The 14,004-nt window shown below is 63.6% G+C and carries 13 protein-coding genes; 1 reads left to right on the top strand and 12 read right to left on the bottom strand.

Annotation, left to right across the window (positions count from 1 at the left end; all coding sequences use genetic code 11):
* Positions 1–247 precede the first annotated feature (247 nt).
* Positions 248–1,906 (top strand): winged helix-turn-helix domain-containing protein, encoded by a 1,659-nt coding sequence (locus tag MB84_RS00775; RefSeq protein WP_052652826.1) that lies wholly within the window; start codon positions 248–250, stop codon positions 1,904–1,906.
* A gap of 116 nt (positions 1,907–2,022) precedes the next feature.
* Here the strand turns inward: MB84_RS00775 and MB84_RS30460 are convergent, their stop codons facing one another.
* From MB84_RS30460 to MB84_RS00715, 12 genes are all read right to left on the bottom strand, one after another.
* The gene (locus tag MB84_RS30460; RefSeq protein WP_084009541.1) at positions 2,023–3,087 is read right to left on the bottom strand and encodes an IpaD/SipD/SspD family type III secretion system needle tip protein; all 1,065 of its coding nucleotides are present in this window, start codon (positions 3,085–3,087) and stop codon (positions 2,023–2,025) included.
* Between the two features lie 25 nt (positions 3,088–3,112).
* Positions 3,113–4,207 (bottom strand): IpaC/SipC family type III secretion system effector, encoded by a 1,095-nt coding sequence (locus tag MB84_RS00765; protein ID WP_046290375.1) that lies wholly within the window; start codon positions 4,205–4,207, stop codon positions 3,113–3,115.
* Positions 4,208–4,223: 16 nt separating this feature from the next.
* Entirely contained in the window at positions 4,224–5,975 is a 1,752-nt protein-coding gene (sctE, locus tag MB84_RS00760) for a type III secretion system translocon subunit SseC family protein (RefSeq protein ID WP_046290374.1), read from the bottom strand.
* Positions 5,972–7,237 (bottom strand): type III secretion system translocator chaperone SicA, encoded by a 1,266-nt coding sequence (gene sicA / locus MB84_RS31410; RefSeq protein WP_281192314.1) that lies wholly within the window; start codon positions 7,235–7,237, stop codon positions 5,972–5,974. Before sicA ends, sctE begins: the two co-directional genes overlap by 4 nt.
* A gap of 119 nt (positions 7,238–7,356) precedes the next feature.
* Complete coding sequence (locus tag MB84_RS00750) at positions 7,357–8,505, bottom strand: EscU/YscU/HrcU family type III secretion system export apparatus switch protein (protein ID WP_065225737.1); 1,149 nt, start codon at positions 8,503–8,505, stop codon at positions 7,357–7,359.
* A 13-nt stretch (positions 8,506–8,518) separates the two neighbouring features.
* The gene (gene sctT / locus MB84_RS00745) at positions 8,519–9,295 is read right to left on the bottom strand and encodes a type III secretion system export apparatus subunit SctT (RefSeq protein ID WP_046290373.1); all 777 of its coding nucleotides are present in this window, start codon (positions 9,293–9,295) and stop codon (positions 8,519–8,521) included.
* Between the two features lies 1 nt (position 9,296).
* The gene (locus tag MB84_RS00740; protein WP_046290372.1) at positions 9,297–9,560 is read right to left on the bottom strand and encodes an EscS/YscS/HrcS family type III secretion system export apparatus protein; all 264 of its coding nucleotides are present in this window, start codon (positions 9,558–9,560) and stop codon (positions 9,297–9,299) included.
* Positions 9,561–9,570: 10 nt separating this feature from the next.
* Positions 9,571–10,215, bottom strand: coding sequence for an EscR/YscR/HrcR family type III secretion system export apparatus protein (locus MB84_RS00735; RefSeq protein WP_046290371.1), 645 nt, complete (start codon positions 10,213–10,215; stop codon positions 9,571–9,573).
* Entirely contained in the window at positions 10,205–11,176 is a 972-nt protein-coding gene (locus MB84_RS00730) for a YscQ/HrcQ family type III secretion apparatus protein (protein ID WP_046290370.1), read from the bottom strand. The genes MB84_RS00735 and MB84_RS00730 overlap by 11 nt, the downstream gene beginning before the upstream one ends.
* Positions 11,170–12,234 carry a SpaN/EivJ family type III secretion system needle length determinant gene (locus MB84_RS00725; protein ID WP_046290369.1) on the bottom strand — a complete coding sequence of 355 codons (1,065 nt, stop codon included), beginning with the start codon at positions 12,232–12,234 and terminating at the stop codon, positions 11,170–11,172. Before MB84_RS00725 ends, MB84_RS00730 begins: the two co-directional genes overlap by 7 nt.
* Positions 12,222–12,677, bottom strand: coding sequence for a hypothetical protein (locus MB84_RS00720; protein ID WP_046290368.1), 456 nt, complete (start codon positions 12,675–12,677; stop codon positions 12,222–12,224). The genes MB84_RS00725 and MB84_RS00720 overlap by 13 nt, the downstream gene beginning before the upstream one ends.
* The gene (locus MB84_RS00715) at positions 12,661–13,983 is read right to left on the bottom strand and encodes a FliI/YscN family ATPase (protein WP_046293262.1); all 1,323 of its coding nucleotides are present in this window, start codon (positions 13,981–13,983) and stop codon (positions 12,661–12,663) included. The genes MB84_RS00720 and MB84_RS00715 overlap by 17 nt, the downstream gene beginning before the upstream one ends.
* Positions 13,984–14,004: the final 21 nt, after the last annotated feature.

Here is a 14,004-nt window from a genome sequence, read left to right as displayed (position 1 = left end):
CGACGAGATCAGAAAACGCCTTCGACCCAAATTCGTCGGGAATTGGCCCAAATTGCTGCGCCGAGCCCCCCAGAATCGAGAGTTCTTCGCATAGTCTCCACGCTTTGAGGAACATGATTTCGCCGGTGCCCCCCCGCGGCGATGATTCTGAGCGCAGAGGTCTCGCACACTTCCGGTTTGCGGCCGATCGGACCCGTAGTCGTCTTCGCTTGCGTCCAGTGGGGCTCGCCGGCAGGAGAATCGGCACGTGAACCAGATCAGTCCGCCGCAGAATGGAAAAGTCTATTTGTTCGGTGATTTCACGTTGGACGCGAATGGCGTGCTCAGGCAAGGGGACCGCCAAATCGGCCTGCCTCCCAAGGAGGTAGCGGTACTGCGCACATTGCTCGACGCCGCCGGCGAAAACGTCAGCAAGGACCGGCTGCTATCGCTGGTCTGGCCGCATCAGGACGTGAGCGAAGAATCGCTCACGCGCTGCATCTACGCCATTCGACGCGTGCTTCGCGAAAAGAAGTCCGATCGCATCGTGGAGACGGTGTACGGCACCGGGTACCGTATTCGCCGTTCTGTGGCCATTGTGTCGGCTGCCACACGCGCGGCCGCGTTATGCACGCTCGCGATCATGCCGTTCCGTCTCCCGAATGCGGCGCAGACGCTGATGCTGCACGATCGGCTCGTTACGCGCTTCTTTGAGTTCACGGCCTACGGTCTGAGTGTCCTGCCCGCCTCCATTACGCGCTCAGTACTCGAATGCCATGACATTGCGCGCTTCGTCGAGCGCTTCTCGCCCGATTACTACGTTATCGGGCACGCTATCGAAAGCGACAGGCTGCGTATTGAGCTGGTGAGCTCCGAAGGTCATCAATTGCTGTGCAGCGAAGACTTCGAACTAACCGATACGGACAACACGCTGCCCCTCGAGACCCGCATCACCGATATCGTGACAAAGCACGTCCCGGGGCTTTGCGCGTCGCGCCATCTCTCGCAATCGTTCGATTCGCTCGACTGCGCCACGACGTTCCTGCACGCGCGCTTCCATCTTCAACGACATACACCTTCGAGCCTGCGGCAGTCGTTGCAGCTGTTTCATCAGTGCGTGGGCGAAGGTGCGTCGCGAACGGCGCCGTACTGTGGGCAGGCCGAGTGCTACCTCGCGCTCGCCCATCTCGGGCTGTTCGATCAGAAAGCGGCGATGCACGGCGCACGCGCGGCCGTCGAGGCCGCCCTCGCGCTCGCGCCTCGCGATCCGCACGCCGTCAGTCTGCTGGCGATGTTGCACAGCATGAAGTTCGAATCGAGCGTGGCGGACATTCTTTTCGACCGGGCCCTGTGGTCTGCGCCATCGAACCCATACGTGCGCTATCACCACGCGTGGCATTGCATCCTGAAAGGAGAAGCGAAGGCCGCAGAGATGGCGCTCGATATCGCACTGGAGCAGGACCCGAGCATGCTCGCCGCGGCGATTCTCAAGATCTGGTCGATGTTCTTCGACCGCCGCACGGACGAGGCCATCGTCGTGGCCCGCGACAGTCTGCAGCGCCTTGGCCAGCATCATCCGGTGCTCACCAGCGCCATGGCCATCATGCTCTGTCACCAATCCCGCCACGCCGAGGCCGAAGCGCTGGTGCGGTCCGTGCGCGAGACCGGTGACGACGCGGGCCTGTTGCGCGTGAACCGTCATTACGTGGAACTCGCACGCGGCGGGGAATCGGCGAAGCGGGCCGCCCGCCAATTGCTCTCGGAAATCGATCCACGCCAGGTTCGCGCGGGACTGCTGCCGTTGATCCTTCACACGGAGGGCATCGGCGCCGCGCGCGAGGCCTGGCGACGCATGCGCACCGATTGGTATCCATGGCAACGCCTGTATCGTCACGACCCACGTCTGGAGACGTTGTTCTCCCTCTGACGGCAGCCGTTGCAGGCGTCCACAAAAAACCCCGCCGGGATGGGCGGGGTTGGAGGTGAAACGGTGACGCTGGTGACGTCGGCGACGCGGGCGACGACGTCTACCCGCCGTCGTCATTACCGGTAGAAGCCTTTCGCCGATTCGCTCATGGAGGCAATCGCGCCGCTCAGAACCTTCACCAGATTCTCGTTATTCGCGTTCGCCGTGGTGTAGCGCTGCGACAACGATTGCAACGTCGTCTTCACCTGATTCTCCTGCCCGGTAAAACCGTTGCGCCAGATTTCCAGTTGCTGCGTGGTCATCGTCGCGTGGCCGTTGTCGTCTGCCTTGGGCAGGGTATCGATCATCGTCTGAATCGGACCGGTATCGATCACCACCACGTACTTGCCGCTGCCCGGTGGCTGCTCGACCACACTGCTGTCCGGCAGGCCGAGATCCTTCGCCCACTTCGCGGCATCCTCCTTAGTGCCGCCTTCGATCTCGCCATGCTTGCCGTCGGCGTCATTTTTCCGAGGTGGCCACAGCACCGCATTCTTGCTCGGCAATTTGAATTTCTCGAGAAGCTTGTCGAGCGCCTCTTTCAGTTGCCCGACGTCGAGCTCCACCTCCTTGCCATCGTTCCTGGTCGTGATCCACGACGACAATTTGGACACAATGTCGGTCAGTGCCTGGCTGAAGTCGAGATACTGCTTCGCGGCTCCCTGGAAGGTATCGAGGAAGCCGTGCTTCAACTCGCCGATCAACTTCGAAATCGCATCCCAGAACTCGGCGTCGCTCCATTTCGCCGGATCGTCGTCGTTGCCCACGCCGATGTCGTTGTCCCCCAACGAATTCGCCGAGGGAGGCGGTGCGTTCCCGCGAAGCCGGTCGCGCAGGTCTTGCGGCATGGATACATCGCTGTGCGCCAGGCCCTGTGCCCGTGCGACAAGATCGTGTCCTGCCATGCGAGCGTCGTCCCAGGCGTCGTCGCCCATGTCTTGCCCTGCGATCCGGAATGCGTTCCAGAAGCGGTCGGCGCCTGTGACCACGCCGTCGATCAACACGTGGTCGGGCGACGGTGCATCCAACGACATTGGGCCGGGAACGCCGCCCGATGGGTTCTCCGGCTTTCCCGGTGGCACGAAGTCCTTCGGTCGTAGCGGCGCGGCAAACGGAAAGCGATCGGTGACGATACTGGTCATTCGTTCGTCCTTTGACGAGTGAGCGTTATGCGCGCAGGTTGTTGGCAATGGTCGAAACCGCACCGATGGACGCCTGTGAAACGCTGTCGAATGCGCGGAGCATTTCCGTCAGCGTCGAGTTGTCGCGGTTCGATTGCTCTTGCATGGTGTTCACACCGTCTTTGGACAGTTGCGCGCCACTGTCATTGACCTTCTGATCCTGCGCGGCAATCAATTCGCTGTAGCGGCTGGCGCCGTTCGTCACGCCCGCAAGCGGGCTTCCCAACATCATCAGCGCCTGCCCTGAGGTCTGCGCCCGCCGCCCGTCGCCGGTCATCGTTTCCTGATCGAGCGGATTGGGTCCGGACGCAGCGTCGGTGTCGGGGTTCGTCGCGGGCGGCGCGACATCCGGGGCATCACCCCGATCCACGGCATCCGGGCGCGGGGGCGCAGGGGCATCGTCCAACACGCTGGCGTCCATGCTGTTACGACGACTGACCGGAGACTGCCCCGCAGCGGCCGTTGACGCATTCGGGCCGGGCGGCACGTCGGGCGAGGTCGAGGGCGGCGGGGGCGGCGGAGTCACATCCTGGGTCGACGGCGGTGTCTTCAGCGCCGTGCGCCCTTCGGAGAGACCTTTCAGGCTCAGGAACGCGCCCATGGCGGTGAACGCCAGTTGCACAGCGCCGGACGAAATACCGCCCCACAACGCTGCATCGCCCTGACGCCGGGTAGCGTCGGACGCAGCCATCACCGAGTCGACATTCACCTCCGCCATCCTGTTGCGCAGCTTGACCGAGTTTTCATAAGCGCGCACGTAGAACGCATAGACGAGCGACAAAATCAGTGCAGCGCCGGAGACAAGCCCATTGCTGCCGATGTCCTTGTCGCCGTCGTTCCTCATGGGGTCGACACCGATACGCTTTTTGTCGTCCTGCTGACGCAACCAGTCGATGGCGTCGAGACGATTGGCATGCGGTGGCGGACTCGCGAGCGATGGCCGCTGCGCGTCATCGTCATCCAGATGCGGTGCGAACAAGAGCGAAGGGCTCAACACCGACGACGGCGACCGAGGCTTGTCCAGTGCGTCCAGCATCGGCACAAGCGGATGATACGTTACATCCTGAATAGGGAGGCTCATGAACTTCTCCTTTCACTCAAGCACGCACGTTGTTGAGCACAAACTTTCGTGCTTCCTGTTGGGCTTTGGCCGCGTCGGACATCTGGGAGACGATCGCGGACACCACATTCTGGGCGGCGCCGAAGCGGTCCGCCGACTGCTTCACCGAGTCGGTAATCTTGTCCAGCGAGTCCTGTGCGATCATCATGTCGGCCATGACGTTGGTGGCTTGCTGCTGGTACGTTCCGGTGGCCGCGTTGCCAGCGGCTTGCGTGCTGCCCAGGGCAAGTTCTCCGAACGTCACCACGCCCCTGAGTGTGTTGGCGAACATTTGCTCGTTGCCTTCCTTGACACCCAGTCGCGACGCCGCCGAAGACATGCCCTGAGCGACCATCTTTGCCCCGGCCTTGCTTGCCTGGCGAAGCATGTCGGGCACGAGCTTCTTCACCAGGTCGCTCACGAGGCCACCGAGCATCTTGCCGAAATTGGTCGCCGCTGCCGCACCGCCCACCACGACCGAGACGGCGATGAATGCGATCGCGACCGCCGCGGCGGCCACCACCCCGACGACGTTGCCGATCATTTCGGCGGTGTCCTTGCCCACGCCCAGTTCCTGGAGCATCGATCCGACGAACTTGCCGATCTCCGAGGCCAGCGGCTGAATGACGTGGCTCATCAACGGTTTGATTGCCTCACCGACAAGCGAGAAGCCAGTCGCCGCGCCCATGACCGAATCGGCCAGCAACGCGACGCCGACCACCGTCATCGTGGTGCTCAGGCCGCCGGTGAATACCGCACCGACAACGCCGACGACCGCCAGCACGGCCCCCAGAATCTTGCCGAAAATGCCGAATATGTTGCTCAGCTTCTGCGCCTGCTTGACTTTGGCTTCGTACGCTTCGTTTTGTTTGACGAGATCGGCCTGTCGCGCCTTGCGAATTGCCTCGAAGAACTTCATGTCCTCCTGAATGGCTTCGTTCGCGCTGTCGCCGAGCAACTTCGCGAGTTTTGCCATCAGAAAGATCAGCGCGTCCATGTTCTCGCCGTTTTTTTCGGTGGACGCCTTGTCGAGCATCCCCGGCCACTGATTGCCGAGGAACTTCCCGAGAATGTCGTCCGCCTTCTTCGTCGCCTCCTTCGCGACGTCGAACGCTTGCGTTACTTCGCGCTTCGCTTCGTCGTACTTGCCTTTCGCAGCGTCGTAGCCCGACTTCGCCGCCTCGTACGCCTGCGTGGCCGCGTCGTACTCGGGCGTACCCGGCGATGCGCCGTCGAGCGCGGCCTTGGCGCTGGCGAGCGTGTCCTGCGCATTTGCCAGCGCCTGCTCGGCATCGGTGAGCTGCTGGGTGGCCTGGTTGAGCGCGTCCAGCGCGTGCGTCGCAGCGGCGACCGCCTGATCGAACTCGACCTGACTCTGCTCGGCCATTGCCCGACGCGACGCCGCTTCCAGCTGCGACTGCTTGAGGCGATTCTGAAGATCCGACAGTGACGAATCGCTGAACAACTCGGTCAGGCGCCCCAAAAGATACGTCAGACTCGTGCGTGCATCGCCCGACGGCGGCTTGAGCGCGGGAGCATCGGCTTGCGTTTTCGGCATCTCGCCCGTCGACGTCGGCGTCGATGTCATGGTCTCGATGATCTGCCGGATGACGGTTTGCATGCCGGCCCGGATGTCCGGCACCGGGGTTCCCGCACCGTCGACGCCTTGACCTCCAGCGGGTCCGTCGACATCGCTCGAACCGTCCGCAGGCGGCGCGAATCCGGGCGCAGCGGCGGCGATCGTGCTCATGCCGCCTCCTTGGCGCCGGGCGCCTTGTCTTTAATGTCTTCGGCGCCGATAGCGTCGAGATAGGCTTTGGCCTTCGTGCGCAGATCGGCGTCGCTGCTGCTCTCGCACACCAGACCGAAACATTCGCGTGCAAGCGGCATATTCCGCATCATCATCTGACACTGGCCTGCGTAAAACACCGGACGGTAATCGTTCTTGCCGACGGCGAACGCCATCGCGTACAGATCGACCGCCTTCTGGTATTCCTCCTTGAGCTGACACACTGCCGCCAGTCCGACGATGTACTCGGGGTTGTAGAAGTCGTAGATGCAGAGGAAGCGGAAGAAGGCTTCGGCCTGCGCCAACTGCCCATTGCTGTAAAAATCGTAGGCGTGCGCGTACAGGCCGTCCATCGTCTCGCTTGGAATGCCGTGGATGTCCTTGAGGCTTGCGCCGGCGACGACAGCATCCCAGATCGCGCTCGTGACGCGCCCTTCGTCCATCTCTGCTTGCATTGCCGCTTGTGTCATCGAATTACCTCCTTCCGATTCCCGAAAACGGGCCGGTCTTCTGTCTGCCAGCCGGGCGGCTGGAATAAATGCGAGTCGGGGACCGGCAGTGCGCCGACCTCCCGACGCGGCGCGTGCCTGAAGCGAGCGGAAATCGCTGCGGCTGCGCTTCGCAACAGGTTCGCTGTCCTGCCGCATCTCGCTCATCTGCGAAAAATCCGGCAATCGCGCGAGGTACCTGACCCACGATTCGATACCGCTCTCGCGCACCCATCGATAACATCGGTCCGCCTGTGCCGCCGCTGCCCTTGCCTGCGCAAGCGCGGTCTGACGCTTGTGGCTCGCACGGGCGTACTGCGGATCGTGCGGCGACAGAACATCGAGCACGACCTGGGCTTCGGCCACCGCCACATCTGCGCTCATCGCCTGCGCCTGACTTCGCTCGAAGGCCGTCTGAGCGCGGCCGTATGCGGCAACGATGCGGCGAGCTGCGTCGCTCAGTCTCACGCGAGCCAGCCGGTGGCTCACGTCCGCTTTCGCTCGGCCGGGCAACACGCCGGGCAACAGCACGTGTTCGGACGGAAGGTCGATCGTCGGTGTACAAAGCGCTTCACGCACGCCGGTGCACAAGGACTGTCGCAATCCGGCGAGCGCATCGCACGCCAGTGCGCGCAGGCACTCCCGGTTCGGCGATGTCCCCTCCGGTTCGGCAAAACTCGCAAACGTGCCCGCGTTGCGCAGCATCGAGAGATGACACATGTCCTCGCGTACCATCCTTCCTCCCGGGGTCTCAAATATTCGGGGGCCGCAATGTGTCGCTCGTCGTCTCATAACTGCATCCCGATAGCTACCATTTAAGCAACGCGTGCCTTGGGAGACTTCCAAAAAGCGTTCTATTGCATAGGGGGACTGGCGTTTGGTTTTTCGACGGTCCCCTGCAAGCCCCGCTGAGTTGACCCGCTGTCATCGCTTTCGCCGAGGTTGTCGCTCTCTTCTCCGACGTCTTCGTCCTGGGTACCTGCGCGCTCGACGTCCTCCAGCCAGATAAGCAGCCGCATGATCGCGTCGAGATCTTCGAGCGCCACGAACGTATGACGACGGTGCGTCCGATACAGACGCCGTGCGAGCGCGATATCGCCGATCACGGGAATGCCCTGCGACTCGGCGTATTTGCGCACCGCGAGCGCACGTGCATTCGTCTCCATGACGGAAATGAACGGCAGTGCGATGACATCGGGACGGAAGTAGATGCCCACGGCGATGTGTGTGGGATTCGCAATGATCAGACGCGAGTCGCGCACGTCGGACTTCACGGCCTCGGACAGCAACTCGCTGTGCAGTGTGCGGCGCCGTCGCTTGATTTCGGGATTGCCGTCGGTATCCTTTTGCTCGCGCTTGACTTCATGGCGTTCCATGCGCTGCTCGCGCATGAACAACCAGAACTCGACCATCGCGTCGAGCACGGCAATGGGCACGACACACGCGAGCGAGATCCAGATCAGCTTGCGCATCAGTTCGGCCCACGCCGCGCCCACCCCCGCCGGGCTCATGTAAATCTGCGCGAACAGCAACCCCTTGGCGCTAGACCACAGCACCACGACGATGGCGCCGAAGCTCAGCAAATAGAGCACCGACTTGAGCGAATCCTTGAGCGTGCGCAAGCTGAAGATCCGCTTCGTGCCCGCCATCGGATTGAGTGCACCGAGATTGAGCTTGAGGGCTTCGCTCGCCCACGCGAAGCCGGTCTGGAGCAAGGCCGGCAACACCGCTGCCACAATGCACACAAGCAGCACCGGCATGAACATCTGCAAACCATGCTTGAACAGTCTGATGGCGAAGGCCTGTGGATCGGCGAATTCGCCATTTGCCAGCACCTGCCGGTATTCCTGCATCAACCACACCAGCGGATCGCTCGAGAGCACGAAGATCAGGCCGACGAACACCAGCGTGACCATCGTCAGTTCTTTGCTTTTGAACGCCTGCCCCTTCTTCGCGGCGTCCTTCAGCCGCTTGGGTGTCGGCTTCTCGGTTTTCTCGCCCATACCGCGCTTACGTCTACGGCCCTGCGACCGGCGCGATCCAGCGCACAACGTCGTCGGGACGCATGAACATCGACACGAGCGCGTCCGGTAGCGTCGCGGAGAAATAGATCAGCAAGATGGAAAACGCGATGAGACTCTTGATCGTCAGCGACAGCGCAAAGGCATTGACCTGCGGTGCGAAGCGCGACAACAGCCCCAGCACCAGTTCGGACAGAAACAGGGCGGCGACCACCGGCGCCGACAGCGCAATCGCATGGCTGACAAGCACATCGAGAAATTCGTGAATGCGAGCGACCGAGATCGTGCACTGCCCGAACGGCTCGCACACGCGGTAACTGCGTGCCAGCACTTCGAGCAGTAACGTCATGCCGCCGAGTTGCAGATAGATCGCCGCCCCGAACCACTGGAAGAATCCGGCGAGTTCCGACGTATCGATGCCGTTCGCCGGATCGATCACGCTGCTGAGCGTGGCGCCGCGCTGGTTGTCGATGTACGCCCCCAGCGCGTGGAACACCCAGAACGGCAGCGCCACAGCCACCGCGATCACCAGCCCCAGCGCCGCCTCGCGCAGCAGTAGCGCCCATACGAAACCATCCAGCGGGAGAGGTGCCCCATAGGCATAAGGCCAGACGCCCACGGCCATCCACATGGAAACGGTCGTGCGCACGACGCCCGACAAGACATTCCCGTTGAGGATCGGCAGCAGGAACACCGACGGCGCGACACGCGCGTACGCCATCGCGACCGCCAGAATGCCATCGTGATGCGCGAAGACGAGCGATACATCCATGTCAGGCGTTGCCCGTCATGGCCAGTTTCAGCATGGCCGCGCCGTAGCCGACCAGCGTCTCGCCGAACCAGTCGGCGAGCAGAAACAGACTCAGCGAGACAGCGAGCAGTTTCAGGCCGAACGGCAGCGTCTGCTCCTGCACCTGTGTGACCGTCTGAAGCAAGCCGACGGTCACGCCGACGAGCGTAGCCACCGCAACAGGTCCCGCCGACAGAATGAGCACCAGGTACAGCGCGCGGTTGCCCGCATAAATCAAGTTATCCATGGCGCGCTCCCTATTGCAGATACTGGCTGACCAGACCTTGCGACAACAGTGACCATCCGTCCATCGCGACAAACAGAATGAGTTTGATCGGCACGGAGATCGTCACCGGGCTCATCATCATCATGCCCAGCGAGAGCAGCACGCTGGAGACCATCAGATCGACGACCACGAACGGCAGATACAGATAAAAACCGATCGTCAACGCGCTCTTGATTTCGGTGAGCGCATACGCCGGGAGCAGCGCGAAGATGGACGGCGCAGCGGCGTCGAGCGGGACGCCGGCGCCGTCGCGGGTCACTTCCTGATGCGCGAAGAACTGCGTCAACTGCGGGTCGGCGTACTTGAGCAGGTAATCGCGATAGGGCGAGAGGCCGTCGTCGAGAAAGCGACGCACCGAATTCGGATCGGCAAAGTTGACGGGGTTCGCCTGATATGCGTCGAGCACCGCCGTCGTCACCGGCAGCATGACGAAAACCGAGATCAGCAACGCCGCGCCGTTAAGCGTCATATTGCTCGGCACCTGTTGGAGCCCGAGCGCGTTGCGCACCATCACGAACACGATGGAAAACTTGACGAAGCAGGTACCCGACGCCACCAGAAACGGCAGCAGCGTGAAGAAACTCAGTACCGCAATCGCCGGTACATCACTCCACATGATCCGGTCCCTTAGCTTCCCGTTGCGCGTCGTCCGTCTCCATCAGCCACTCGAAGATCTCGACGCCCAGCCGTCCATCGAGTTGCACGAGTTCGCCACGCGCGAGCAACGTGCCGTTGGCGCGCACCTCGACGTGCCGCTCCGCGCCCGGTTGTAACGCAAGCAGACGCGTGCGACCGAGTTGTTCCAGTTCGGCAAGCGTCATGCGCTCGCGTTGCAGCACGAATACCAGTTCGACAGGCAGTTGGGTCAGCGACGTCGCCCTACCGGAAGTTGCTGCCATGTCGCCCAAGTCGTCGTCCTCTCGTACACGCTCGGGCATCATGTCCTCGATCTCGTCATGCAAATAGGTTTCCAGCATCGCGCTCCCCTCCTCCTGTTGATAACCGCCGATCACACGTCCCGCACAACTCAGCCGACGCGTCACGTCGCGAACGATCAGGACATCGCCGCGACGAATGCTGCGCAGCGTCGCCAGCCGGGCCGTGCTGCGTCCAATCTCCACGTCGAGCGAGAAGCGCACGCCGCGCACATCGAGCGGCATCGTGCCGCGTACGTCGGGCACCCGCGCGAGCCATACGGGGCACTCCGCCGCCCGCACCTTGAGCAACATCGCTTCGGGTAGCGCCGCACCGTCGATGGGTGCACCGACGTCGAGCACGTCATAACGCAACTCCGGCATCGGCAAATGCAACGGGTTCGCCGTCACCGTGAACAACCGCGCCGCCAGTTGCTCGGAATCGGCGCAGCACGCAAGCGAGGCCAACTCATGCGCGGCGCCTTCGAGCCACATGCCGGGCTCCACCCACCCTTGCCACGTATGCGCTGTGTCCTGCACGCGAATCCACGACCCCATGCGCGGCAGATATTCGAGCGATGCCGACCAGCCCCGCGCTTGCCAGGCATCGGCCGCCAGCGTGAGCCGCGACTGTCCTTCGTCGATGCGCCTCAGTTTCAGCATCCGGCGTCCTCATCGCTTGTGTTCTCCAATTTCTCGACGGCTTCGATGGCGCGCACACCGAAGCGGCGCGACGCACCCTCGTCCGACGAAGACGCCGCGCCCGGCAGTGCCGCCGTCAAGCGCCGCTGCACCACGGCGTCCGATGCGCCGAGCATGAAGCCTCGTCGTCCGTCCACTTGAATGACCCGCACATTGACGAAGTGCCCTTTGCCCCAGCTGCCGAATGCGTAGCGCATGCCGTCGCCAGCGGGGAACGGCCGGTGTGTGGCATCGCCAGGTAATGGGTGCACCGGTGCACGCGGCGCCATGGGTCGGTGCGGCATCGGCGCGGCGAATCGACGTGCACCCGGAGGTGGTGCGAACGTCTGCCCGTGCACGACTTGTGGCGTCGAAGCGCCTGGCGCGCTGGCGCCCCCCTCCCCTCGATGCGACCGCTCGCGCGAATCGTGACGTGATCCTGCTTCCGGCGTGGCCTCCAACGCTGCGCCCGCCACCGTCATGGCGCGACCGTCCACGCTCGCGGTGCTCGATTCACCGACCTCGCCGATATCGGCAACACCCCCGCTCGTCGACGTCCTTGCGTCGCGACGGTGCACCGAGGCACGGTCGGTGTCGACTTCGGGGGTACCGGCGACGAGCGACGCATCGGTGCGCTGGCCGGTGACGGATCGCGTCGGTCCGTCCAAGAGTCGGCTCGCCCTGAGCAACTCGACAAGCGCCTTACGCGCGTCGCCGTGACGTGTCGACGGGTCGGTCGCCTCCTTGCCGTCGACAGACGTTGCGTGCGCTCGCCGAACAGACGACGCGCCGTCGCCCGGTGACGCCGAGCCTGCGGACACGTCATGGAGCCGTAGCGGCGGCGAGCGATCCATCGGCATCGGTAAGCACCAAAGCGGCGCGGCGCTCGGCATGTCGTCCGCATTTCGATGCTCGGACGCGCGCCTGCGCAGCGCTTCGTCCACACGCTGCGCCATCGTTTTGTCGCTCGCCTGCTGTCGCCCGGTCTCGTCCGGACTTGCCGATACCTCGGCCGTTCCTGCCACGCTCACCTGCGCCATGACTGATGTTCCTCAAGTTCGCTATATTCCACATGCGCCTGACGTTTGCGAGCGTCGTCACGCAAGGTCTTCGCCAGACGTGTGTACTTCGTCTCCTTGCGCCGCCATCGCCGCCGCTCGTTCTCGGTCAGTTCGCGGTCGGTCTCCAACTGCTCGCGCGATTCGGCCAGCGTCGCGAGCTTCACATCGAGATCGCGCACCTGCTGACGCAATAGCCCCGTCACACGCATGCCGCCGCGCAGTCCATTGATATCCGATTCCAGTTGCGACGGCTTCGACGAAGCGATCAACGCGAGAATCGCGTCGCGCTGTGCCTCGATCTCGTCGAACTGTCTGACGAGATCTGCGTCCCTGAACGAGATGTGGCGCAACTCGCGCTCCTGAATCTCCTTGATCTGCAACGCAGCACGACAGAGTCGTCGTGCGTCACCCCACGATTTCATGCAACCTCCTCAGCGTCTCGTCGGCGGACGACCATTCGTGCGCCCCTTGCTTCAGGAAGGCTTCGATGTACGGCTTCGCTTCCATCGCACGGTCGTCCTGAGCATTCACGCCGGGCCGGTATTCGCCGAGGTCCACCAACGTCTGCAACGATTCGAGGCGTGCCAGCCATGCCCGCAGCTCGCCCGCCACGCGCATCTGGCCGGGCGGCGCAACGCGCGTGGCGACACGACTCACGCTGCGTAGCACGTCGATGGCCGGATAGTGGTTCCGATGCGCCAGTTGGGCGCTCAGATGGATATGTCCGTCGAGGATCGAGCGAATCTCTTCGGCCATGGGGTCCGGCATCTCGTCGTCTTCCAGCAACACGGTGTAGAAGGCGCTGATGCTGCCGCGTGTGGATGCCCCGGCGCGCTCCAGCAGTTGCGGCAGGCTCGTGTAGACCGATGCCGGTACGCCTGCGCGCATGGGCAGCTCGCCAGTCGCGAGCGCCAGGTCGCGGCACGCGCGCACGTAGCGGGTCAGCGAGTCGACGAACAGCGCCACCCGCTGCCCCTGATCGCGGAAGTGCTCGGCGGCCGTGGTCGCCAGCAGGGCAGCATTGCGGCGCGTAACGGCAGGCGCATCCGAGGTCGCGAAGATCACGACGCAGCGCTGCGCGCCCGGCGACGCTCTCAGCGCTTCGACGATCTCCACCACCTCGCGCCCCCGCTCGCCGATCAGCGCGATCACCGTCGTGTCGACCTCGACACCGGCCAGCAGCGCGTTCATGAACGACGTCTTGCCGCATCCCGCAGGCGCGAAGATACCGACACGTTGCCCTACGCCACAGGGCATCAACGCGTCGATGGCGCGCAGCCCCGTATGCAGGGCGCTATCGACGCCCACGCGTTCGGGATAAGGCAACGCCGGGGCCAGCAGCGCACGCTCCGTCGCGCCCGCGCGCACCGGCGCCAACGGCTGCCCGTCGATGCGATCCACGATACCGCCGCCAGCGTCGAGCACGGCCCCGCGCCATGTCTCGTGCGGGCTGCACGACGCCTGACGCCCCGTGGGCAGCAACGCCGAATCGCAGGACAACCCTTGTGTGGCGGCGAACAGGCTGAGAATGGCGCGTTCGTCGTGCACCGCGATCACCTGCGCTTGCCCCACGACGTGCGCATCCCGCCACGTGCGGCGGATATCGCAAATCTCACCGATGGTCACCCCCGGGATGTGCGCCTCGGCCGTGTGTCCGGCGATGCGCGAAATCAGCGAGAGATGCCGCACGAACGACGGGCTGGCCCCGGTCGGCGTTTGGGTAGGCATTTGGGACGGCCCGTGGATCGG

Source organism: Pandoraea oxalativorans (genome assembly GCF_000972785.3).
In the GTDB taxonomy this organism is placed as follows: Bacteria; Pseudomonadota; Gammaproteobacteria; order Burkholderiales; family Burkholderiaceae; genus Pandoraea; species Pandoraea oxalativorans.
This window is presented reverse-complemented; position numbering and strand designations above follow the sequence as displayed.